Source organism: Streptomyces sp. DH37 (assembly GCF_029813835.1).
GTDB lineage: Bacteria > Actinomycetota > Actinomycetes > Streptomycetales > Streptomycetaceae > Streptomyces.
On the sequence record NZ_JARVKV010000068.1, the window covers coordinates 1 to 22,092 of the forward strand.

Consider the following 22,092-nt stretch of genomic DNA (forward strand, 5'->3'; position numbering starts at 1 on the left):
GGGGTGGAGCGGCCGGGCCGCTCCACCCCTCCCACCTTTCCGTTCAGGCCTCCGCCGTCTCCGCTCCAGCCGTCTCAGCCGCCTCCGGCCTCCTCCTCGGCGGTACGGCCGGCACGGGCAGCACCGGCAGCTTCAGCGCGGCGAACGCGTCCTCGGGCACCACCGGGCGGCGCGGCGGTACGGCGGGCACGCGGACGTAGTCGGCGCCCTGCGCGGGGCGGGGGTCGGCCTCGCCCTTGTTGGGCCACAGCGACATCGCGCGCTCGGCCTGGGCGGTGATGGTCAGCGACGGGTTCACCCCGAGGTTGGCGGAGACGGCCGAGCCGTCCACGACCGAGATGCCGGGGTGGCCGTAGAGCCGGTGGTAGGGGTCGATGACGCCCTCCCGCGGCGAGGCCCCGATCGGGCAGCCGCCCAGGAAGTGCGCGGTCAGGGGGGTGCCCATCAGTTCGCCGACGTTGGTGCCGGGGAAGCCGTTGATCTCCTCGGCGACGAGCCGTGCGGCCTCGGCGCCCTCGGGGATGTGGTCGGGGTTGGGCGCGCCGTGGCCCTGCCTGGCGGTCAGCAGGCCCTTCCCCGGGCCCCTGGGCTTGCGGTAGGTGGTCAGGGAGTTGTCCAGGGACTGCATCACCAGGCCGATGATGGTCCGCTCCGACCAGCGGTAGTTGGACAGCGTCCGCACGGCCTGCGCCGGGTGGCGCAGGCACTGCGCGACGAAGGCCAGCAGCCTCGGCGCGCGGCCGTACGGGACCTGGAGGACGGAGAGGGTGCCCATCGCGTTGGACCCCTTGCCGTAGCGCACCGGCTCGATGTGGGTGTTGTCGTTCGGGTGGATGGAGGAGGTGATGGCCACGCCCCGGGTGAAGTCCAGTTCCGCGTCGGGCCCGTGCTTCCTGCGGTAGCGGCGCGGGGAGGTCATCGCGCCCACCAGGGCCTCGGAGTTGGTGCGGGTCAGCTCGCCCAGCCTCGGGGAGATCCGCGGCAGCAGACCGGTGTCGCGCATCCGGTGCAGCAGCGTCTGGGTGCCGTACGTGCCGGCCGCGACCACCACCTTCTCCGCGCGCAGCACCGTGCGCCTCCCCCGGCGCCTGCCGGTGCGCACGGTGGTGACCCGGAAGCCGCCGGCGGGGTCCTCGGTCACCTCCGTCACCGTGGTCATCGGGTGGACGACCGCGCCCGCCTTCTCGGCGAGGTGGAGGTAGTTCTCGGTGAGGGCGTTCTTGGCGCCGCGCCGGCAGCCCGTCATGCACTCGCCGCACTCGGTGCACGCCCGCCGGGACGGCCCCGCCCCGCCGAAGTACGGGTCGGGCACCTCCGTGCCCGGAGCTGCCGTCACCTCGCCGCGGGCGTCCTTCCCGTCGCCGAAGAAGACGCCCACCGGCGCCAGGTGGAAGGTGTCGCCCACGCCCATCCTCTCGGCCGCGGCCCTCAGGTGGACGTCCGAGGGCGTCACCGTCGGGTTCAGCCGCACGCCCAGCATCCGCTTCGCCTGGTCGTAGTACGGCCTGAGCTCCTCCTGCCAGTCGGTGATGCGGCCCCACTGGCGGTCGGTGAAGAAGGCGGGCGGCGGCACGTAGAGGGTGTTGGCGTAGTTCAGCGAGCCGCCGCCCACCCCGGCGCCCGCCAGGATCATCACGTTCCTCAGCAGATGGATGCGCTGGATGCCGTACAGGCCCAGCGCCGGGGCCCACAGGTAGTTCCTCAGGTCCCAGGAGCTCTTCGGCAGCGACTCGCGGGTGAAGCGGCGGCCCGCCTCCAGCACCCCCACCCGGTAGCCCTTCTCGGTCAGCCGCAGCGCGGAGACCGAGCCGCCGAAGCCGGAGCCGACCACGATCACGTCGTAGTCGTACGACGGCCGCGGCGGGCCGGCCGGCTGCTGTGCTGCTTCGTCCTGCGGTCGGGACACGGGGACCTCCGGTGGTGCGGCTCGGTTCTGGAAGAGGAGGCGGAAGGGGGGCAGGGGGTGCGGGGGCGGGGCGTCAGCGGAGGCGGAGCGCCTTCATCGCGCGCAGGGAGGCGCTCATGAAGGCCGCGTACCTCTCGTCGTCCATGCCGAACGACGGCGCCATGGGCAGGACGCGCTGGGTGGCGACGGTCTGCGCCTCGGTGTACTTGAGGATGCCCTCGGAGCCGTGGCGCCGGCCCAGTCCGGAGTCGCCCATGCCGCCCATCGGCGACTGGACGCTGCCGTAGGCGGCGGCGTAGCCCTCGTTGACGTTGACCGTGCCGGTGCGCAGCCGGGCGGCCACCGCCCGCCCGCGCCGGGCGTTCCTCGTCCAGACGCTGGCGTTGAGGCCGTAGGGCGTGGCGTTGGCCAGCGCGACCGCCTCGTCCTCGTCGGTGAAGCGGTAGACGGAGACGACGGGGCCGAAGGTCTCCTCGCCGCAGACGGCCATCGGGGCGGTGACGCCCTCCAGGACGGTGGGTTCGTGGAACAGCGGGCCGACGTCGGGGCGCGGCCTGCCGCCCGCCAGGATCCTCGCGCCCTTGGCGACGGCGTCCTCCACGTGCCGCACCACGTTCTCCAGCTGCCGCTCGGAGACCAGCGACCCCATGTCGGCGCCGTACGCCAGCGCCGAGCCCAGGCGCAGCGCCCTGGTCCGGGCCACGAACCGCTCGACGAAGTCGTCGGCGAGCGAGGCGTGGACGTAGAGCCGCTCGATGGAGATGCACAGCTGGCCGGCCGAGGAGAACGCGCCGCGCACCGCGCCCTCGGCCGCCCTGTCCGGGTCGGCGTCCTCCAGCACCAGCATGGCGTTCTTGCCGCCCAGTTCCAGCGAGGCGCCCACCAGGTGGAACGCCGCCCGCTGGGCGACCTCGCGGCCGGTGCGGGTGGAGCCGGTGAAGGAGACGTAGTCGGCGTGGTCGACGACGGCCGGGCCGACGACCGGTCCCTCACCGATCACGACCTGCCAGACGTCGGCGGGCAGCCCGGCCTCGATCAGCAGGTCGCGCGCCCACAGGGCGGTCAGCGCGGTCTCCGTGTCGGGTTTCATGACGACGGCGTTGCCCGCGGCGAAGGCGGGCAGCGCGTCGCCGACCGACAGCTCCAGCGGGTAGTTCCAGGGGGCGATCTGCCCGACCACCCCCTTGGGGTGGCGCAGTTCCCGCACCTGCGTGAGCACCGGGATGGCCCCGGTGTGACGCCGGGGACGCAGGTACGCCGGGGCCCTGCGCCCGTAGTGCCGGGCGGCGACGGCGACCGCCTGCACCTCCTCGTGGGCGTGCAGCCGCGCCTTGCCGGTCTCCAGCTGGACCAGGTCCAGCACCTCCGACTGCCGGCTCAGCAGCAGGTCGTGGAAGCGCAGCAGGACGGCCGCGCGCTCGCGCACCGGCCGCGCCGCCCACGCCCGCTGCGCCGCACGGGCCCGTGCGTACGCCTCGGTGACGTCCTCGGGGGTGGACTCGGGCAGATCCGCCAGCTTCTCCCCGGTGAACGGGGTGTGGCAGGCGGTCCGGCCGCTGCCCGCCACACCGCGGGTCAGCCGGGCGACCAGCTCGTCGGTCACCACATCCGCGGCGGTGCGGGCGTCGGCGGGGGCGGCGGCGACCGGGTTGCCGGCCGTCGCGGGGGCCGTGGGGCCGGCGGTGCGGGCGTCGGCGGGGGCTGCGGGGACGTCGGGGCCGGTGCCCGTCGTCTGCGCCGCCCCGGTGGCGGCGGTACCTGGCGAATCCGTCATAACCGGGAGGGTAGGCCGTGGGAAACCGGCTGGGTACCCGTCGGTAACCACTTTTCACGGAATCTGCCAGTGAACACTGGCGCGAAACGTGCGAGCGTGCGGACCGGAGTGCGGCCGGACGGCCGGCGACCGCGGCCCGGCCCCCGTGGAGCCCCGGGGGCCGGAGTGCGGCCGGAGGGGATCGGCCGGAGGGGATCAGCCGGTGAAGCGGTAGGTGTCCGCGATCGTCTCGAAGAGGCCGTCGATGTCGCCCTTCCGGCTCTCCGGCCCGCTGACCAGCACCGTGTGGTAGCGGCCGTCGATGATGATCGCCCGGTCGCGCAGGTACGTGCCGCCCCGGCCGTCGCGCCAGCTGAACCGGCCCTCGGCCATGACCGTCCGGCCCACCTCTATCCGCCGCAGCCCGGAGCTGGTCGCCCAGTCGGCGGCGCGGTACGCGTCCAGCTCCCGCTGCTCGCCGGTGAGGTAGGCCATCGCGTCGGTGCCGTACTCCTCGGTGGTGTCCCGGCCGGGCACGACGACGATCCGGAGGTCGCCGCGCGTGAAGACCGTCTGCCCGTCGCCGCCCGGCGCCTCCCGCCGCGCGGCCTCGGGGACGGCGATCCGGAACCCGGCCGGGTCCTTGTGCAGGACGTAGCCGTCGAGGCCCTCCACCGGTTCGCCGGCCTGCGGCTGCTCGGTGCCGGGCGGCGCCGACTCCCCCGATCCCGCGGATCCGCCGGACTCCCCGGACCCCGCGGGTCCGCCGGACTCCCCGGACGGCGGGGCCGTCTCCTGCGGCTGCTCGGGCTGGGTGCCCACCCGGCCGGGGCGCTGGTTGGCGGTGTCGCCGGAGGAGCCGGTGTCACCCTTCGGCATGTACAGGGCGGCGTACAACAGCGTCCCGGTCAGCAGCAGCAGGATCAGCCCGACCAGCACCAGTCCCAGCCGGCGCGGGGACCGCTGCCCGCGGGCGCGCCGGTGCCGGGCGTGGGTGGCCACCGGCGACCGCTCCGCCCGCTTCCTGCGCACCAGTTCGCCCCGGCGCCGTACGATCGGCAGCCGCTTCGGGTCGGCGGGCCGGCCGGCCTCCAGCGAGAGCGGCGCGGTGACCGTGTGCAGCCCGACCTCCGGCTCGGGCGCGGAGCGGATCAGGGAGCGGAGCCAGCCGCCCAGTTCCTCGAAGTCCGGCCGTTCGGTGGGGTCCTGACGCAGCAGCGACTCCACGACGGGGCGCAGCGCACCGCACTCCTCGGCGAACGCGGGCGGCTCGGCGCACACCATCTGCACCAGCTCGGCCACGGACTCCTCGGGGTAGGGGGCGTGCCCCTGCACGGCGCGGAACAGCAGCGCGCCCAGCGCCCACAGGTCGGCCGCCGGGCCGACCGGCGGGGCCAGCCGCCAGTTCTCGTACACGGGCCCGGCCTGCTCGGGCGCCCAGCGTTCGGTGACGGCGCCGACGACCGTCATCCGGGCCTGGCGGGCGCGTTCGGCGGCGAGGGCGGTGGCCGGGCCGCGGTAGCGGTCGTCGCCGCCCTCCTCGCCCCAGCGCTGCGCGGGCGGACCCGCCTCACCGCCGTACGTGTCACCGCCGTACGCCTCACCGTCGTACGTGTCACCGCCGTACGCCTCCCCGCCGTACGGGGGCGCGGCGTCGGGGGCGACCGGCCGGAGGTTCTCGGCCTGCCACCGCTCCTCGCTCCTGCGCGCCTCGACCTCGACCCGCGCGGCGGCGGCCCGGGTCCCGGCGCGGTACGCGGCGATGGCGCCGCTGCGGGCGGCGCGCTCGGCGGCCGGGCCGCCGGGGGCGCCGCTCCCCTCCGGGCGCCCTCCCGGGTCGTGGGGCGCGTACGGGCCGGGCTCCCCGTACTCCCCCTCCTCCGGGCCGTCGTCGGCGCCGGGGCCGGAGAGCTGCCGCGGCACGCCGCCCGGGGCCGCCGGGTGCCGGTCCTCCCTCCGGTAGCCGGGCGGCAGTTCCGGGCCGCCCCCGTCGGTCCCGTCCACCTCATCGGTCCCGCCGGTCCCGTCGGTCCCGTCGATCACATGGCCGCGCGGCAGCACGCTCGGCGGCGCCGGAAGGGGGTCGTACCCGCACAGGGCCTCCTCCGCGGCGCCGGCGGCCAGCCCGGTGAGCAGGGCGCGGCCGTCGTCGCAGACGAGGACGGTGCGGGTGGTGATGTTGCGGTGCACCCAGCCCTGCGCGTGGACCGCGCGCAGGGCGGTGAGGACGTCGGCGGCCATCTCGGCGGCGCGGTGGGGGCTCAGCGGCCGCTCGGCGAGCACGGCGGCCAGCGGTCGGGCCGCGACCAGTTCGCTGACGATCCACAGCCCGTCGTCCTCGACGAAGACGTCGAAGACCTGGTCCAGCCGCGGGTGGTCGGGTATCCGGGAGGCGGCCAGCGCCGCCTCCACCGCGCGCCGCACGGCGGGGTCGGCCGGGCGCCGCGTGGCCCGCCCGGTGTACGCGCGCCCGTATCCGCCACCGCCGCCGGCCGGGCCGTCGCCGAAGTCCGCCTCGACGACCTCGGGCAGCGGGACCTGGCGGACCACCACCTCCTGCCCGCTGGCCGTGTCGTACGCGCGGGACTCCACCAGCTCGTACTCGTCGGACGGCGGACGCGGCAAGCGGTACCGCTCGGCCAGCAGCCGGCCCGAGTACTCGTCCACGGCGCGCCTCCCCACATGCCCACGGCCCTACGGTCCATCAAGACCCGTTCCCACCAGCCGTACAGCGGATGCACAGGGTCTGCGGCCTATCACGATACGTGCCGGAGCGGCCCCGCGTCGCCCGTCGGGCCGGTTGGGTCCGTCAGTCCAGGGGTCGGAACGTCCGGAAGGCGGTCTCCCGCACCGTGCGGCACTCCTCGTCCTCCCACGCGTCCGCCTCGCAGGTGATCATGATGGCGTAGCCGTGGCTGTCGTCCACCCGGAAGCCGCGGTTGAGGACGCGCACCCGCTTCCCGCTCTCCACGCGCTCGAACGTCCAGTCCGCGACGGTCGGGTAGCCGCGCCACTCCACGGGCTTGATGCTGATCAGGGAGTAGCCGGTGCTGCTGCCGCGCACGGCGGGCTCCAGGGAGCGCCAGGCGCCCGCTGCGCTGTCCCCGGGGCTGCCGTTGAAGTCCACCTGGATCTTGGGGTAGCCGCCGCCGCGCGGGGCGTACTTGCCGCCGGAGTTCTGTCCCGCTATGCCGACGCGCTCGTACCCCTCGGGCATGGCGGCCGAGAAGTGGAACCGCTCGTCGGTGACCGTCTCGTAGCCCTCGGGCAGCTTCCCGCCGCCCCGGCCGTCCTCGCCCCCGTCCTCGCCGCCTCCCTCCTGGCGGCCGTCCCCGCCCGAGGGCTCGGCGGACGGCTCGGCGGAGGGGGCGGACGGGTCTGCGGACGGCTCCCCGGACCGGCCGTCGCCCCCGCCGCCGTCCTTCCCGTCCTGCGGGTCCCCGCTGCCGTCCTGCCCGGCGGTGGTGACCGCGGACTGCCCCGGCCGGGCCCGCTCCCCGCCGCCCTCGTCGTCGCCGGCGAACGCGACGGCCAGGGCCGTGCCGAGCACGGCCAGCACGACCACGGCGACCACGGCGACCACGGCGGGCTGCCGCGTCATGCGGGCCATGGGGGCCGTACGGGCCGGGACCGCGGTGGTGGCCGCGCTCCCGCTCCCGGCGCCCCCGGGGCCGCCCGCGGAGGCCGTGGCCGCCGTCGCCGTCCCCTCGCCGCCGCGCTTGGCCGCGGCGGCGGCCATGGCGTCGCGTACGGACCGCAGCGTCTCGCGCAGCCGCTCGCCGCCCGCGCCGGGCGAGCCGGTCGCGCCCGTGCCGCCCGCGCCCGCCGCGCCTCCGGCCTCCCCGGCGCCCCTCCCACCGGCGGCACCGGCGGCGCCGAAGGCGCCGGCGATCGGGAGCACGGTCGTACGGGTGCCCTCCGGCTCCTTCGGCGCGGGCGCGGCCTGCGGCTCGCGGGCGGCCCGTTCCAGCAGCCTCCGCGCGCCCGGCTCGTCCAGCCGCTCGTCCGGGTCCTTGCGCAGCAGGCCGTGGATGACCTCCTCCAGCTTCCCGGCGCGCTTCGGGGGCTCCAGCGGCTCGGTCATCACCGCGGTCAGGGTGGCGATCGCCGACCCCTTGTCGTACGGCGGGTGGCCCTCCACCGCCGCGTACAGCAGCCCGCCCAGCGACCACAGGTCGGACGGCGGGCCGGGGCGCTGGCCGCGCGCCCGCTCCGGCGCTATGTAGGAGGGGGCGCCGACCAGCATGCCGGTGGAGGTGAGGGAGGGGTCGCCCTCGATCTGGGCGATGCCGAAGTCGGTGAGGACGACCCGGCCGTCCTCGTCGGCGATGAGGACGTTGGACGGCTTCACGTCGCGGTGCAGGATGCCCTCGCGGTGCGCGGCCCGCAGCACGTCGAGGATCGCCAGGCCCACCTCGGCCGCCCGCTGCGGCTCCAGCGGGCCGTCCTCGCGCAGCACGTCGGCCAGGGAGCGGCCGTCGACCAGTTCCATGACGATCCAGGGGCGGTCGTCCTCGTCGACCACGTCGTAGACGGTGACGGCGCTGCTGCTGCGGATGCGGGCGATGGCCTTGGCCTCGCGCAGGGTGCGCGTGACGAGCCGCCGCTTCTCCTCCTCGTCGACGCTGGAGGGGAAGCGCAGCTCCTTCACCGCGACGGTACGGCCCAGGACCTCGTCCTCGGCGCGCCACACGGTGCCCATGCCGCCGCGGCCCAGCACGTCTCCCAGCCGGTAGCGCCCGCCCAGCAGCCGCCCGGCCTTCTTGCCGCGGCCGTCCACGTCGCTCATGCGTCCCCTCACACTCAGCCCGCCCCAGCAGTGGGTCCATTCTCACTCACGGGGCGGACCGCGGTGTACGCGGCCGGGGGCACACAACCGGAACGGCGGTGCCTGGGCCCGGGGCTGACACCCCGGCACGCCCGGCACCCCGCGCCCCGCCCACCGGTGAGGGGCCGTCACAGCGGCTGGAGCGGCACGATGTCCGGGGCGCCCAGGCGCGCGGCGTCGGCGGTCTGGTCGTCGGGCTGGCGCTGGGACTCCCGCTCGGCCTCGACCCGCTTCTCGTAGTGGGCGACCTCCCGTTCGACCTGGTCGGCGTCCCAGCCGAGCACCGGGGCCATCAGCTCGGCGCACTCGCGGGCGCTGCGCGTGCCGCGGTCGAAGGTCTCGATGGAGATGCGGGTGCGGCGGGTGAGGACGTCGTCCAGGTGGCGCGCGCCCTCGTGGGTGCAGGCGTACACCACCTCGGCCCTGAGGTAGTCGTCCGCGCACGGCAGCGGCTCGCCCAGGCTCGGGTCGCCGGCGATCAGCTCCAGCACCTCGTCGGTCAGCGAGCCGTACCGGTTGAGCAGGTGCTCCACGCGCGCCACGTGCAGTCCGGTGCGGGCGGCGATGCGGGCGCGGGCGTTCCACATCGCGTGGTAGCCCTCGGCGCCGACCAGCGGCACCTCCTCGGTGGTGCACTCGGCGACGCGGTGGTCGAGTCCGTGGACGGCCGCGTCGACCGCGTCCTTGGCCATCACCCGGTACGTCGTGTACTTGCCGCCCGCCACGACCACCAGGCCCGGCACCGGGTGGGCGACGGTGTGCTCGCGCGACAGCATGCTGGTGGCCTCCGACTCCCCGGCCAGCAGCGGACGCAGCCCGGCGTACACGCCCTCCACGTCGTCGCGGGTGAGCGGCACGGCCAGCACGGAGTTGACGTGGTCGAGCAGGTAGTCGATGTCGGCGCTGGAGGCCGCCGGGTGGGCCTTGTCCAGGTCCCAGTCGGTGTCGGTGGTGCCGACGATCCAGTGCCGCCCCCAGGGGATGACGAACAGCACGCTCTTCTCGGTGCGCAGGATCAGCCCGGTGGTGGAGTGGATGCGGTCCCTGGGCACCACCAGGTGGATGCCCTTGGAGGCGCGGACGTGGAACTGCCCGCGCTCGGCGGTCAGCCGCTGGGTGTCGTCGGTCCACACCCCGGTGGCGTTGACCACCTGCCTGGCGCGGATCTCGTACACGCCGCCCTGCTCCAGGTCCTCCACCCGGGCGCCGACCACGCGTTCGCCCTCGCGCAGGAAGCCGACGACCCGCGCCCGGTTGGCGGCGTGGGCGCCGTAGGCGGCGGCGGTGCGCACCAGGGTGGCGACGTAGCGGGCGTCGTCCATCTGCGCGTCGTAGTACTGCAGGGCGCCCACCAGCGCGTCCTTGCGCAGGGCGGGCGCGACCCGCAGGGCCTGGCGGCGCGTCAGGTGCCGGTGGTGGGGCAGCCCGCGACCGCGTCCGGACGCCGTGGCGAGCACGTCGTACAGCGCCACGCCGGAGCCCGCGTACAGCCGCTCCCAGCCCCGGTGCCGGAGCGGGTAGAGGAAGGGGACGGGCTTGACCAGGTGGGGGGCGATCCGCTGCAGCAGCAGCCCGCGCTCCTTGAGCGCCTCGCGCACCAGCGCGAAGTCCAGCATCTCCAGGTAGCGCAGCCCGCCGTGGATCAGCTTGCTGGAGCGGCTGGAGGTGCCCGAGGCCCAGTCGCGGGCCTCGACGATCCCGGTCGTCAGCCCGCGGGTCACCGCGTCCAGGGCGGTGCCGGCGCCGACCACTCCGCCGCCGACGACCAGTACGTCCAGTTCGTGCTCCGACATGCGGGCGAGCGCCTCGGCCCGCTCGGCCGGTCCCAGTGCCGCTGTCCTCACCACTGCCTCCCTGATGCCCCGGTCGGATGACCCGTCCTTGCCTGCCCTGGCCCCTACCCGTTCGTCCCCCGAACCCACGACTTCGACCCGAGGAGACACCGCTCCGCACGCAATCCACCATATCTGTCATATATGCGCTTAACCTGACATCGCCCTATGAGCCAGCCCGACGAGCCAGTCGACAGGGGAAGGACGTCGCCTCATGCCCGCAGATCTCGCCGTCCTCGGTCTGGGTCATCTGGGCCTTCCCGCGGCTCAGGCCGCCACGGCCGCCGGCATCGGCACCATCGGCTACGACCCCGACGAGCGCGCCGTCCGCGAGCTAGGCGCGGGACGTCCCCCGGCGAGCGGCGGGCTGTCGGCGGCCGAGGTGCGCCGGATGGTCTCGGCCGGCTTCCGCGCGACCTCGGACCCGTCCGTGCTGGGCCGGGTCCGCACCGCCCTGATCTGCGCCCCCACCCCGCTGGGCGAGGACCGGGCCCTGGACCTGAGCGCGGTGCGGGCGGCGGCGGTCACGCTCGGCGAGCGGCTGCGCCCGCGGACCACGGTCGTGGTGGAGTCCACCGTCCATCCCGGCGGCACGGAGGAGTACGTCGCCCCGCTGCTGGAGAAGGCCTCGGGGCTGCGGGCCGGGCACGACTTCCACCTGGCCTGCGCCCCCTCCCGCCTCGACCCCGGGAACCGCTCCCACGGCTACGCCAACACCCCGCGGGTCATCGGCGGGCTGACCCCGGCCTGCACCGAAGCCGCCGCCGCCTTCTACGGGCGGCTGACCGAGAAGGTGGTGCGGGCGCGCGGCCTGCGCGAGGCCGAGATGACGGCCGTGCTGGAGACCAACTTCCGGCACGTGAACATCGCCCTGGCCAACGAGATGGCCGTGCTCTGCCACGACCTGGGCGTGGACCTGTGGGACGTGATCCGCTGCGCGGAGACCAAGCCGTTCGGCTTCCAGGCCTTCCGGCCCGGACCGGGCGTCGGCGGCCACGGCACCCCCGTCGACCCCGCCTGCCTGGACCGCGGCGGACGCACCCCGGGCTACCCGCTGCGCCTGGTCGAGGTCGCCCAGGAGGCCAACGCCCGGATGCCGCGCTACGTGGCCCAGCGCGCGGCGACGCTGCTGAACGAGCACGGCAAGTCGGCCCGCGGCGCCCGCGTCCTGCTGCTGGGCGTCACCTACAAGCCCGACCTGGCCGACCAGGAGGGCTCCCCGGCGCCCGAGATCGCCCTGCGGCTGATGGAACTGGGGGCCCAGATCGGCTACCACGACCCGCACGTACCGCAGTGGCGGGTGGCGGGCCGCCCCGTTCCGCGGGCCGACTCCCTCTACGAGTCCGCCGCCGCGGCCGACCTCACCCTCCTGCTCCAGCACCACCGCGTCTACGACCTGCAGAGCCTGTCGGCCAAGGCGCAGCTCCTGCTGGACACCCGCGGCGCCAGCCCGACGGGGGCGGCCCACCGGCTGTGAGGGCGCCCGTCCCGCCGGACCCGGTGCGCCCGTGAGGGGCCGGGCCCGGCGGACGGATCGTCCACCGGGCCCGGCCCCTCACGTCACGCGTACGCGCGCCCGCGCCCGCCGTCAGCGGCTGACCGTGACCTCCACGCGCTGGAACTCCTTGAGCTCCGAGTAGCCCGTGGTGGCCATGGCCCGGCGCAGGGCGCCGAAGAAGTTCATGTAGCCGTCGGGGCTGTGCGAGGGGCCGAGCAGGATCTCCTCGGTGGTGCCGACCGTGCCGAGGTTGACGCGCCTGCCGCGCGGCACGTCCTCGTGGACGGCCTCCATGCCCCAGTGGTGCCCGTGGCCGGGCGCGTCGACGGCGCGGGCCAGCGGGGAGCCCATCATCACCGCGTCCGCGCCGCAGGCGATGGCCTTGGGCAGGTCGCCGGACCAGCCCACGCCGCCGTCGGCGATGACGTGGACGTACCGGCCGCCGGACTCGTCCAGGTAGTCGCGGCGGGCCGCCGCCACGTCGGCGACGGCGGTGGCCATCGGCACCTGGATGCCCAGCACGTTGCGGGTGGTGTGCGCGGCGCCGCCGCCGAAACCGACGAGCACGCCCGCCGCGCCGGTGCGCATCAGGTGCAGCGCGGCGGTGTACGTGGCGCAGCCGCCCACGATGACGGGGACGTCGAGCTCGTAGATGAACTGCTTGAGGTTGAGCGGCTCGGCCGCCGAGGAGACGTGCTCGGCGGAGACGGTGGTGCCGCGGATGACGAAGATGTCCACGCCCGCGTCCACGACCGCCTTGGAGAACTGCACGGTGCGCTGCGGCGACAGCGCGGCGGCCGTCACCACGCCGGAGTCGCGGACCTCCTTGATCCGCTGCCCGATCAGCTCCTCCTTGACGGGGGCGGAGTAGATCTCCTGGAGCCGGCGGGTCGCCGCGTCCTCGTCCAGCTCGGCGATCTCGTGGAGCAGCGGCTCGGGGTCCTCGTAACGCGTCCACAGGCCCTCGAGGTTGAGCACCCCCAGGCCGCCCAGCTCACCGATGCGGATCGCGGTGCGCGGTGAGACGACCGAGTCCATCGGCGCGGCCAGGAACGGCAGCTCGAAGCGGTAGGCGTCGATCTGCCAGGCGATCGAGACCTCCTTCGGGTCCCGCGTGCGGCGGCTGGGCACCACGGCGATGTCGTCGAAGGCGTACGCCCGCCTCCCGCGCTTGCCGCGGCCGATCTCGATCTCAGTCACGTCCTGTGCCCTTCCTACGGTCTACGCCCCCAGTATCCCCGAGCGGGACACCGGGGGCGCGCACCGGGGCCGCTCAGCGCCGGGAGTAGTTCGGCGCCTCGGTCGTCATCTGGACGTCGTGCGGGTGGCTCTCCTTGAGCCCGGCCGCGGTGATGCGCACGAACCGGCCCTTGGCCTTCATCTCCGGGACGGTCCGGCCGCCGACGTAGAACATCGACTGCCGCAGGCCGCCGACGAGCTGGTGCACCACCGCGCCCAGCGGGCCGCGGTAGGGGACCTGGCCCTCGACGCCCTCGGGGACGAGCTTGTCGTCGGCGGCGACCGTCTCCTGGAAGTAGCGGTCCTTGGAGTACGACCTGGCCTGCCCGCGCGACTGCATCGCGCCCAGCGAGCCCATGCCGCGGTAGGACTTGAACTGCTTGCCGTTGATGAACAGCAGCTCGCCCGGCGACTCCTCGCAGCCCGCCAGCAGACTGCCGAGCATCACCGTGTCGGCGCCGGCGACCAGGGCCTTGGCGATGTCGCCGCTGTACTGCAGGCCGCCGTCGCCGATGACCGGGACGCCGGCCTCCTGCGCGGCGAGCGCGGCCTCGTAGATGGCGGTGACCTGCGGGACGCCGATGCCGGCGACCACGCGGGTGGTGCAGATCGAGCCCGGTCCGACGCCGACCTTGACGCCGTCGGCGCCGGAGTCGATCAGCGCCCTGGCGCCGTCGCGGGTGGCGACGTTGCCGCCGATCACGTCGACCGAGGAGTTGGACTTGATCTTGGCGACCATCTCGCCGACCAGCCTGGAGTGACCGTGCGCGGTGTCCACGACGATGAAGTCGGCGCCCGCCTCGATCAGGGCCTGGGCCCGCTCGAAGGCGTCGCCGGCCACGCCGACCGCCGCGCCGACGATGAGGCGGCCCTCGGCGTCCTTGGCGGCGTTGGGGTACTTCTCGGCCTTGACGAAGTCCTTGACGGTGATCAGGCCCTTGAGGACGCCCCCGTCGTCGACCAGCGGCAGCTTCTCGATCTTGTGGCGGCGCAGCAGCTCCATCGCGTCCGCCCGCGAGATGCCCACCTTGCCGGTGACCAGCGGCATCGGCGTCATGACCTCGCGGACCTCGCGGCTGCGGTCCGTCTCGAAGGCCATGTCGCGGTTGGTGACGATGCCCAGCAGCCTGCCCGACGTGTCGGTGACCGGCACGCCGCTGATCCGGAAGCGGCCGCACAGCTCGTCCGCCTCGCGCAGCGTGGCGTCGGGGCGGATGGTGATCGGGTCGGTGACCATGCCCGACTCCGACCGTTTGACCCGGTCGACCTGGTTGGCCTGGTCCTCGATCGACAGGTTGCGGTGCAGCACGCCGACGCCGCCCTGCCGGGCCATGGCGATCGCCATGCGGGCCTCGGTGACCTTGTCCATCGCCGCCGAGATCAGCGGGATGTTCACCTTCACGTTGCGCGAGACGTACGAGGAGGTGTCGATGTCCTGCGGGGCCATGTCCGACTCGCCCGGCAGCAGCAGCACGTCGTCGTAGGTCAGCCCGAGCGCCGCGAACTTCGCGGGTACCCCGTCCGCACTGCCGACGTTGTCCGTCATGACGCCTTCCATGGCACCTTCCCCAATACTCTTGCCCGGCGCGGACGTCCATGCTAACGGGCCCGGAGGGGGCCTCGTGCCGTCGGCGGGACCACCGCCGGACGGCCCGCCGGATCACTGTGAACGGCCCCGGATCACTGCTCCGCGAGGGCGCGCAGTCGCGACAGGGCTCGATGCTGGGCAACGCGTACGGCCCCCGGGGACATTCCGAGCATCTGCCCGGTCTCCTCGGCGGTGAGCCCGACCGCGACCCTCAGCAGCACCAGCTCGCGCTGGTGCTCGGGGAGGTTGGCCAGCAGTTTCCTCGCCCACTCCGCGTCGCTGCTCAGCAGGGCCCGCTCCTCCGGGCCGAGCGAGTCGTCGGGCCGCTCGGGCATCTCGTCGGAGGGCACCGCCGTGCTCCCGGGCCCGCGCATGGCGGCCCGCTGGAGGTCGGCGACCTTGTGCTGGGCGATGGCGACCACGAACGCCTCGAAGGGCTTGCCGGTGTCGCGGTAGCGCGGCAGCGCGCACAGCACCGCCAGGCAGACCTCCTGCGCCAGGTCGTCCACGAAGTGCCGGGCGTCACCGGGGAGCCGGGTCAGCCGCGTCCTGCAGTAGCGCAGGGCGAGCGGGTGGACGCGGGCCAGGAGGTCGTGGGTGGCCTGTTCGTCCCCCTCGACCGCGCGCTGGACGAGGGCACCGATCTCACCGTGGCCGTCGGCCGCGGGTGGCGTCTCGTCGTCACGCATCGGTCCATGGTGCACCCGGTGCGGCCGTTCCGCCGCACCCCGTCCGTGGTTGTGCACTGAAGCGTTATGGGCAGGGGCACTGGCTGTCACGTCCCGCGCCCTCCCCTCACGCCTGGCCGTCACGTCCCCGAGGAACTCCATACACCCAGGATGCGGCACACCGGAGATTACGGCACCGGACCGTCTCCCGGAGGCCCCGCCACCCGGGGTTCCGGGACCGGCGGGGACCTCCCCCGGGCGCACCGCGCGCACGGCGCGCACGACCGGCCGCGGGGCGGGGAGCCCTCCGGCTCCACCGCTCCGGCGCCATCGGGCGTCCGCGGCCCGGGGGGACGGACGGACCGGCGGACGGACTCGCGATCGGATCCACCGCGGGATCCGCGGACGGACCGGCGGGCGGGCTAGCGGACGAGTCCCCAGCGGAAGCCGAGCGCCACGGCGTGGGCCCGGTCGGAGGCCCCGAGCTTCTTGAACAGCCGTCGCGCATGGGTTTTCACCGTGTCCTCGGACAGGAACAGCTCGCGTCCGATCTCGGCGTTGGAGCGGCCGTGGCTCATGCCCTCCAGCACCTGGATCTCACGGGCGGTGAGCGTCGGCGCGGCGCCCATCTCGGCCGAGCGCAGCCGCCGCGGCGCCAGCCGCCAGGTGGGGTCGGCCAGCGCCTGGGTGACCGTGGCCCGCAGCTCGGCGCGCGAGGCGTCCTTGTGCAGGTAGCCGCGGGCGCCGGCGGCGACGGCGAGCGCGACGCCGTCCAGGTCCTCCGCCACGGTCAGCATGATGATGCGCGCGCCGGGGTCGGCCGACAGCAGGCGCCGTACGGTCTCGACACCGCCCAGACCGGGCATCCGCACGTCCATCAGGATGAGATCGGAGCGGTCGGCGCCCCAGCGGCGAAGGACTTCCTCGCCGTTGGCCGCCGTCGTCACACGTTCGACGCCGGGCACGGTCGCGACCGCGCGGCGCAGCGCCTCTCGGGCAAGCGGGGAGTCGTCGCAGACGAGGACGGAAGTCATGATCGCCCTCCGCAGCTCATGCGCATCACCTTAGGCCTCCAGGGCTGGTACGAATCGTCACCTGTGCGGTTGACCGCCCCGGACATCCGTCCGGCACTTGTCTGTGTCAACCGCCTCCGCACACTCAACGACGGTCACCCGAAAGAGTTACGGTCTTCGGCGCCCGCTTTCAACACCCTACGTGATGGCGTCGACACGGAGGGGCTATCCCGCGCAGATCAGCAGCCGTGTCGTCATTTGCCCTGTTTGGCGGGTTTTCTTTTTATTACTCGCGTATGTCCCGTGAATCGCGAAGATACATATTTACATCTACTCATACCGTGGATGTACGGTCGTGACTGTTCTCGACTGGTTCACCAGCATCAGTTCGCTTCGAGAGGACAAGCCATGGCAGATTTCTCCCGCCTTCCGGGCCCCAACGCCGATCTGTGGGACTGGCAGCTGCTGGCCGCCTGTCGAGGAGTCGACAGCTCGCTGTTCTTCCACCCCGAGGGGGAGCGTGGAGCGGCCCGCAGCGCGCGCGAGGCGTCCGCCAAGGAGGTGTGCATGCGCTGCCCGGTACGGGCGGAGTGCGCCGCCCACGCGCTCACCGTGCGTGAGCCGTACGGGGTCTGGGGAGGACTGACCGAGGACGAGCGCGAGGAGCTCATGGGCCGGGCCCGGACGCGGCTGGTCGGCGTGCCCGGCGCGTAGGGCGGCCCTTCCGGGCGTCCGCGCGTCGTTCCGCGCGTCCGCGGCCGTCGCCGCGATGCGCGCGGGCGCGCCCCGCGTCAGCGGCGGGCCGCGTCCGACAGCCGGTCCAGCATGGCGGCGACCGCCGGCACGCGGGCGAGGTCGGGCAGCGTCAGCGCCGCCACCTCGCGCCGCACCTCGGGGCTGATGGCGACGGTCCGCACCCCCCTGGGGCGCACCGACTCGACCGCCAGCCCCGCCAGCACGGCCACGCCCAGGCCCGCTCCCACCAGTCCCACCACGGCCGGGTAGTCATCGGTGGCGAAGTCGATCCGCGGAGTGAAGCCCGCGCTCTCGCACACCCCCACCAGATGGCTGCGGCAGCGCGGGCAGCCCGCGATCCAGGGCTCGCCCGCCAGCTCCGTGATCTTGACCTCCTCCCCCGCCTCCGCGGCCCGCGCCAGGCGGTGGTCCTCCGGGACCAGGCCCACGAGCCGTTCGGTGAGCAGGGGCCGCACCACCAGGTCCTCCCACTCGGGGTCGCTCTCCGCCGGGCCCGCGGCGTCCGGGTAGCGGTAGGCGAGCGCGATCTCGCACTCGCCCTCGCGGAGCATCTCCGCCGAGCGCGGCGGCTGCGCCTCGACCAGCGACACCTGGGCCCCGGGGTGCTCCGCGCGCATCGCGGCGACGGCCGCGGGCACGATCGTGGAGCTGGCGCTGGGGAAGGACACCAGGCGGACCCGCCCCGCGCGCAGCCCGGCGATGGCGGCCACCTCCTCCTCGGCGGCGGCCAGCCCCGCCAGGATCCCCGCCGCGTGCCTGACCAGCGCCTCGCCGGCCTCGGTGAGCCGCGTCCCGCGCCCGGCGCGCACCAGCAGCGGGGTGCCCGCGTACTGCTCCAGGGACTTCATCTGCTGGCTGACGGCGGGCTGCGTGCAGCCCAGCTCGCGGGCGGCGGCCGAGAAGGAGCCGGTACGGGCCACGGCGCGCAGCACGCGGAGATGGCGGGCCTCGATCATCCCTCCACCATAAGCAGGGCTTGATGGAAAGCCCCGTTTTCCGTTCGCGCCTTTGGGAGTGTCGTTCTAGTCTGCGCGGCATGCGGCTTCTCTCCGTGAACCTCGCCCGTCCCCGTTCCGCCGGCTACACCAACGCCCCCGGCGGCGTCACCGGCATCGACAAGCGCCCGGCCGACGGCCCGGTCCCCGTGGCCGCCCCCGTCCCCGGCGGGGGCGGCGGCGGGCTCGCCGGGGACGTCATCGGCGACCGGCGCTTCCACGGCGGCGGCGACCAGGCGGTGTACGCCTTCGCCCGGGAGGACCTGGACGGCTGGGAGCGGGTCCTCGGCCACGAGCTGCCGAACGGGGCCTTCGGCGAGAACCTCACCACCGCCGGCGCCGACGTCAACGGCGCCCTGGTCGGCGAGCGCTGGCGGGTCGGGCCGGACGTGGTACTGGAGGTCTCCTGCTCGCGCACCCCCTGCCGTACGTTCGCCGGCCGGCTGGAGGAGATGGGGATCTCCCCGGCGGAGCGGGGGGAGGGGTGGATGAGGACGTTCACCCGGGCCGCCGCGCCCGGGGCGTACCTGCGGGTGGTCGAGCCCGGCGAGATCCGCGCCGGGGACCGGATCGAGGTCCTGCACCGGCCGGACCACGAGGTGACCGTCTCCTTCCTCTTCCGCGCCCTGACCACCGAGCGGACGCTGCTCCCCCGCGTCCTGGCCGCCGGCGACGCCCTGGCCGCCGTCGCGCGGGGGGAGGCGCTGAGGTACGCCGCGAAGTACGCCTCCTGACCCGCCCGGCGCGGGGCGCCGGTCCCGGCCGGATAGCGTTCCCGTATGACGACTGCACTGATCACAGGAGCCACGGCCGGGATCGGCGCCGCCTTCGCCCGGCGGCTGGCGCGCGACGGGCACGACGTGGTGCTGGTCGCCCGGGACACCGAGAGGCTGCGGCGGCACGCCACCGAACTGCACGACCGGCACGGCGTCGAGGCGTCCATAATCACCGCCGACCTGGCCACCGACGCGGGCATCGCGGCGGTCGAGGAGCGGCTCGGCGACCGCCGGCACCCGGTGGACCTGCTGGTCAACAACGCGGGCTTCGGCAACAGGGGCCGCTATCTGGAGGTGCCGATGGCGGACGAGCTGCGCATGCTCAAGGTGCACTGCGAGGCCGTGCTGCGGCTGACCTCGGCCGCCGCGGAGAGCATGCGCGAGCGGGGGCGCGGCGGCGTCGTCAACGTGGCCTCGGTGGCGGCCTTCGTGCCGCGCGGCACCTACGGCGCCTCCAAGGCGTGGGTCGTGCAGTTCACCCAGGGCGCGGCGCGGGACCTGGGGCCGACGGGCGTGCGGCTGATGGCGCTGTGCCCGGGCTTCGTGCGGACCGAGTTCCACCGGCGCGCGGGAATGTCGGCGGAGAGCGTGCCGGGCTGGATGTGGCTGAACGCGGACCGGGTGGTGGACGCGGCCATGGCCGACCTGGCGAAGGGCAGGACCCTGTCCGTCCCCGACCCGCGCTACAAGGCCCTGCTGGGTCTGGCACGGCTGGCGCCGCGCGGTCTGGTCTCGCGCGCCTCCTCCACCACCGGGCGCTTCAGCCCGAGGTGACGGACGTACGGCCGCTCTTACGGCCCGCCGACCGGCCGCCGGGACGGCGGCAGCGCGAAGGCCCGGCCCCCTGCCGCGCAGGGGACCGGGCCTCGTCGTGCGACGGGGGACCGGGCCTCAGTGGGCGTGGCCGTGACCGTGGCCGGCGGCCTCCGGCTCCTCCTCGGCGGGCTTCTCGACGACCAGGGTCTCGGTCGTGAGCAGCAGCGACGCGATGGAGGCGGCGTTCTCCAGGGCGGAGCGGGTGACCTTGACCGGGTCGATGACGCCGGCCTTCACCAGGTCGACGTACTCGCCGGTCGCGGCGTTGAAGCCGTGGCCCTTCTCCATCTCGGCGACCTTGGAGGTGATGACGTAGCCCTCCAGGCCGGCGTTCTCGGCGATCCAGCGCAGCGGCTCGACCACGGCGCGGCGGACGACCGCGACACCGGTGGCCTCGTCGCCCTCCTTGCCGAGGCCGTCCTCCAGCACCTTGGCGGCGTGGACCAGCGCGGAACCGCCACCGGAGACGATGCCCTCCTCGACCGCGGCGCGGGTCGCGGAGATGGCGTCCTCCAGACGGTGCTTCTTCTCCTTGAGCTCGACCTCGGTGGCCGCGCCCACGCGGATCACGCACACGCCGCCGGCGAGCTTCGCGAGGCGCTCCTGGAGCTTCTCGCGGTCCCAGTCGGAGTCGGTGGTCTCGATCTCGGCCTTGATCTGCGCGACGCGGGCCTGCACGTCCTCGCCCTTGCCGCCGCCGTCGACGATGGTTGTGTCGTCCTTGGTGACGGTCACGCGGCGGGCGGTGCCCAGCACGTCCAGACCGGCCTGGTCGAGCTTGAGGCCGACCTCCTCGGCGATGACGGTGGCGCCGGTCAGCGTCGCCATGTCGCCGAGCATCGCCTTGCGGCGGTCGCCGAAGCCCGGGGCCTTGACGGCCACCGCGTTGAAGGTGCCGCGGATCTTGTTCACGACGAGGGTGGAGAGGGCCTCGCCCTCGACGTCCTCGGCGATGATCAGCAGCGGCTTGGAGCTGTTGGACTGGATGATCTTCTCCAGCAGGGGCAGCAGGTCCGCGATCGCGGAGATCTTGCCCTGGTGGATCAGGATGTACGGGTCCTCCAGGACCGCTTCCATGCGCTCCTGGTCGGTGACCATGTACGGCGACAGGTAGCCCTTGTCGAAGGCCATGCCCTCGGTGAAGTCCAGCTCCAGGCCGAAGGTGTTGGACTCCTCGACGGTGATGACGCCGTCCTTGCCGACCTTGTCCATCGCCTCGGCGATCAGCTCGCCGACCTGCTTGTCCTGGGCGGACAGCGCGGCCACGGCGGCGATGTCGGACTTCTCGTCGATCGGGCGGGCGGTGGCCAGCAGGTCGTCGGAGACGGCCTTGACCGCGGCGTCGATGCCCTTCTTGAGGGCGGCCGGGGAGGCGCCGGCGGCGACGTTGCGCAGGCCCTCGCGGACCAGCGCCTGGGCCAGCACGGTGGCGGTGGTGGTGCCGTCACCCGCGATGTCGTTGGTCTTGGTCGCCACCTCCTTCACGAGCTGGGCGCCCAGGTTCTCGTACGGGTCCTCGACCTCGACCTCGCGGGCGATGGTGACACCGTCGTTGGTGATGGTCGGAGCGCCGAACTTCTTGTCGATGACGACGTTGCGGCCCTTGGGGCCGATCGTCACCTTGACGGTGTCGGCGAGCTTGTTGACGCCGCGCTCGAGGGCGCGACGGGCGTCCTCGTCGAACTTCAGGATCTTCGCCATGGTTGCTTGGGTCCTCTCAAGGTCCTCGTCAAAGGAACCGCGCCCCGGCCCCGGACGTCTCGGACGCGGGTACCAGGGCGCGGATCACAGGCGGTCTTCGCGGTGACTTACTTCTCGATGATCGCGAGAACGTCGCGCGCCGAGAGGACGAGGTACTCCTCGTTGTTGTACTTCACCTCGGTGCCGCCGTACTTGCTGTACAGCACGATGTCGCCGACCTTGACGTCGAGCGGCAGACGGTTGCCGTCCTCGAAGCGACCCGGACCGACGGCGAGGACGGTGCCCTCCTGGGGCTTCTCCTTCGCGGTGTCCGGGATGACCAGGCCGGAGGCCGTGGTCTGCTCGGCGTCGAGCGGCTGGACCACGATGCGGTCCTCGAGCGGCTTGATGGCAACCTTGGAGCTAGTGGCGGTCGTCACGATCCGACCTCCCCCTTCGGAGATCTCAGCGGGGTTTGGATGTCTGGGGTGGCGACCTGGTAGATCCGTCGTCGCGGGTGCCGGATCTGCCCGTCGCTGGATTGGCACTCACCCACGGAGAGTGCCAATGCCGAGACTATGCGGGCGTTAGCACTCAGTCAACCGGAGTGCCAGCGCACGGCGCGTTGCGCGCCGGTGCGCCGGTGCGCCGACCCCCGTACCGCGTCGCAGGTGCCCGTCCGTGAGGAGCGCCGCCGACGACTGCCGATGACTGCCGATGACCGCCGATGACCGCCGAGCCCCT

Annotated in this window: 16 protein-coding genes; 4 read left to right on the top strand and 12 right to left on the bottom strand. The window is 74.0% G+C overall.

Features of this window, described 5'->3' with window-relative positions:
- Window positions 1-43 precede the first annotated feature (43 nt).
- The 5 genes from QC029_RS25540 to QC029_RS25560 form a co-directional block, all read right to left on the bottom strand.
- Window positions 44-1,906 (bottom strand): GMC family oxidoreductase, encoded by a 1,863-nt coding sequence (locus QC029_RS25540; protein WP_279558153.1) that lies wholly within the window; start codon window positions 1,904-1,906, stop codon window positions 44-46.
- Window positions 1,907-1,979: 73 nt separating this feature from the next.
- Window positions 1,980-3,680: a succinic semialdehyde dehydrogenase gene (locus tag QC029_RS25545; protein ID WP_279558154.1), complete on the bottom strand. Its 1,701-nt coding sequence runs from the start codon at window positions 3,678-3,680 to the stop codon at window positions 1,980-1,982.
- 195 nt (window positions 3,681-3,875) lie between these two features.
- The gene (locus QC029_RS25550; protein ID WP_279558155.1) at window positions 3,876-6,326 is read right to left on the bottom strand and encodes a protein kinase; all 2,451 of its coding nucleotides are present in this window, start codon (window positions 6,324-6,326) and stop codon (window positions 3,876-3,878) included.
- Between the two features lie 142 nt (window positions 6,327-6,468).
- The gene (locus QC029_RS25555) at window positions 6,469-8,448 is read right to left on the bottom strand and encodes a serine/threonine-protein kinase (RefSeq protein WP_279558156.1); all 1,980 of its coding nucleotides are present in this window, start codon (window positions 8,446-8,448) and stop codon (window positions 6,469-6,471) included.
- 167 nt (window positions 8,449-8,615) lie between these two features.
- Entirely contained in the window at window positions 8,616-10,331 is a 1,716-nt protein-coding gene (locus tag QC029_RS25560) for a glycerol-3-phosphate dehydrogenase/oxidase (RefSeq protein WP_279558157.1), read from the bottom strand.
- A gap of 202 nt (window positions 10,332-10,533) precedes the next feature.
- Here QC029_RS25560 and QC029_RS25565 point away from each other — a divergent pair, with 202 nt between their 5' ends.
- On the top strand, window positions 10,534-11,796 hold the full coding sequence (locus QC029_RS25565; RefSeq protein ID WP_279558158.1) for a nucleotide sugar dehydrogenase: 1,263 nt from the start codon (window positions 10,534-10,536) through the stop codon (window positions 11,794-11,796).
- 111 nt (window positions 11,797-11,907) lie between these two features.
- Here the strand turns inward: QC029_RS25565 and QC029_RS25570 are convergent, their stop codons facing one another.
- The 4 genes from QC029_RS25570 to QC029_RS25585 form a co-directional block, all read right to left on the bottom strand.
- Window positions 11,908-13,017: a GuaB3 family IMP dehydrogenase-related protein gene (locus QC029_RS25570; protein WP_279558159.1), complete on the bottom strand. Its 1,110-nt coding sequence runs from the start codon at window positions 13,015-13,017 to the stop codon at window positions 11,908-11,910.
- Window positions 13,018-13,090: 73 nt separating this feature from the next.
- On the bottom strand, window positions 13,091-14,602 hold the full coding sequence (gene guaB, locus QC029_RS25575) for an IMP dehydrogenase (RefSeq protein WP_279558160.1): 1,512 nt from the start codon (window positions 14,600-14,602) through the stop codon (window positions 13,091-13,093).
- 134 nt (window positions 14,603-14,736) lie between these two features.
- The gene (locus QC029_RS25580; protein WP_279558161.1) at window positions 14,737-15,333 is read right to left on the bottom strand and encodes a sigma-70 family RNA polymerase sigma factor; all 597 of its coding nucleotides are present in this window, start codon (window positions 15,331-15,333) and stop codon (window positions 14,737-14,739) included.
- A gap of 401 nt (window positions 15,334-15,734) precedes the next feature.
- Window positions 15,735-16,346 carry a response regulator transcription factor gene (locus QC029_RS25585; RefSeq protein ID WP_003948568.1) on the bottom strand — a complete coding sequence of 204 codons (612 nt, stop codon included), beginning with the start codon at window positions 16,344-16,346 and terminating at the stop codon, window positions 15,735-15,737.
- Between the two features lie 387 nt (window positions 16,347-16,733).
- On the opposite strand from QC029_RS25585, the gene QC029_RS25590 reads away from it, so the two are divergent.
- On the top strand, window positions 16,734-17,039 hold the full coding sequence (locus QC029_RS25590; protein ID WP_279558162.1) for a WhiB family transcriptional regulator: 306 nt from the start codon (window positions 16,734-16,736) through the stop codon (window positions 17,037-17,039).
- A gap of 77 nt (window positions 17,040-17,116) precedes the next feature.
- Here QC029_RS25590 and QC029_RS25595 read toward each other — a convergent pair whose 3' ends face one another.
- Entirely contained in the window at window positions 17,117-18,037 is a 921-nt protein-coding gene (locus QC029_RS25595) for a LysR family transcriptional regulator (protein WP_279558163.1), read from the bottom strand.
- An 80-nt stretch (window positions 18,038-18,117) separates the two neighbouring features.
- On the opposite strand from QC029_RS25595, the gene QC029_RS25600 reads away from it, so the two are divergent.
- Both QC029_RS25600 and QC029_RS25605 read left to right on the top strand, forming a co-directional pair.
- Window positions 18,118-18,810: an MOSC domain-containing protein gene (locus QC029_RS25600; protein ID WP_279558164.1), complete on the top strand. Its 693-nt coding sequence runs from the start codon at window positions 18,118-18,120 to the stop codon at window positions 18,808-18,810.
- A 45-nt stretch (window positions 18,811-18,855) separates the two neighbouring features.
- Window positions 18,856-19,626 (top strand): SDR family oxidoreductase, encoded by a 771-nt coding sequence (locus QC029_RS25605; protein WP_279558165.1) that lies wholly within the window; start codon window positions 18,856-18,858, stop codon window positions 19,624-19,626.
- Between the two features lie 117 nt (window positions 19,627-19,743).
- Here the strand turns inward: QC029_RS25605 and groL are convergent, their stop codons facing one another.
- Entirely contained in the window at window positions 19,744-21,369 is a 1,626-nt protein-coding gene (gene groL / locus QC029_RS25610) for a chaperonin GroEL (protein WP_279558166.1), read from the bottom strand.
- 107 nt (window positions 21,370-21,476) lie between these two features.
- Window positions 21,477-21,788: a co-chaperone GroES gene (groES, locus tag QC029_RS25615; RefSeq protein ID WP_093660681.1), complete on the bottom strand. Its 312-nt coding sequence runs from the start codon at window positions 21,786-21,788 to the stop codon at window positions 21,477-21,479.
- Window positions 21,789-22,092 lie beyond the last annotated feature (304 nt).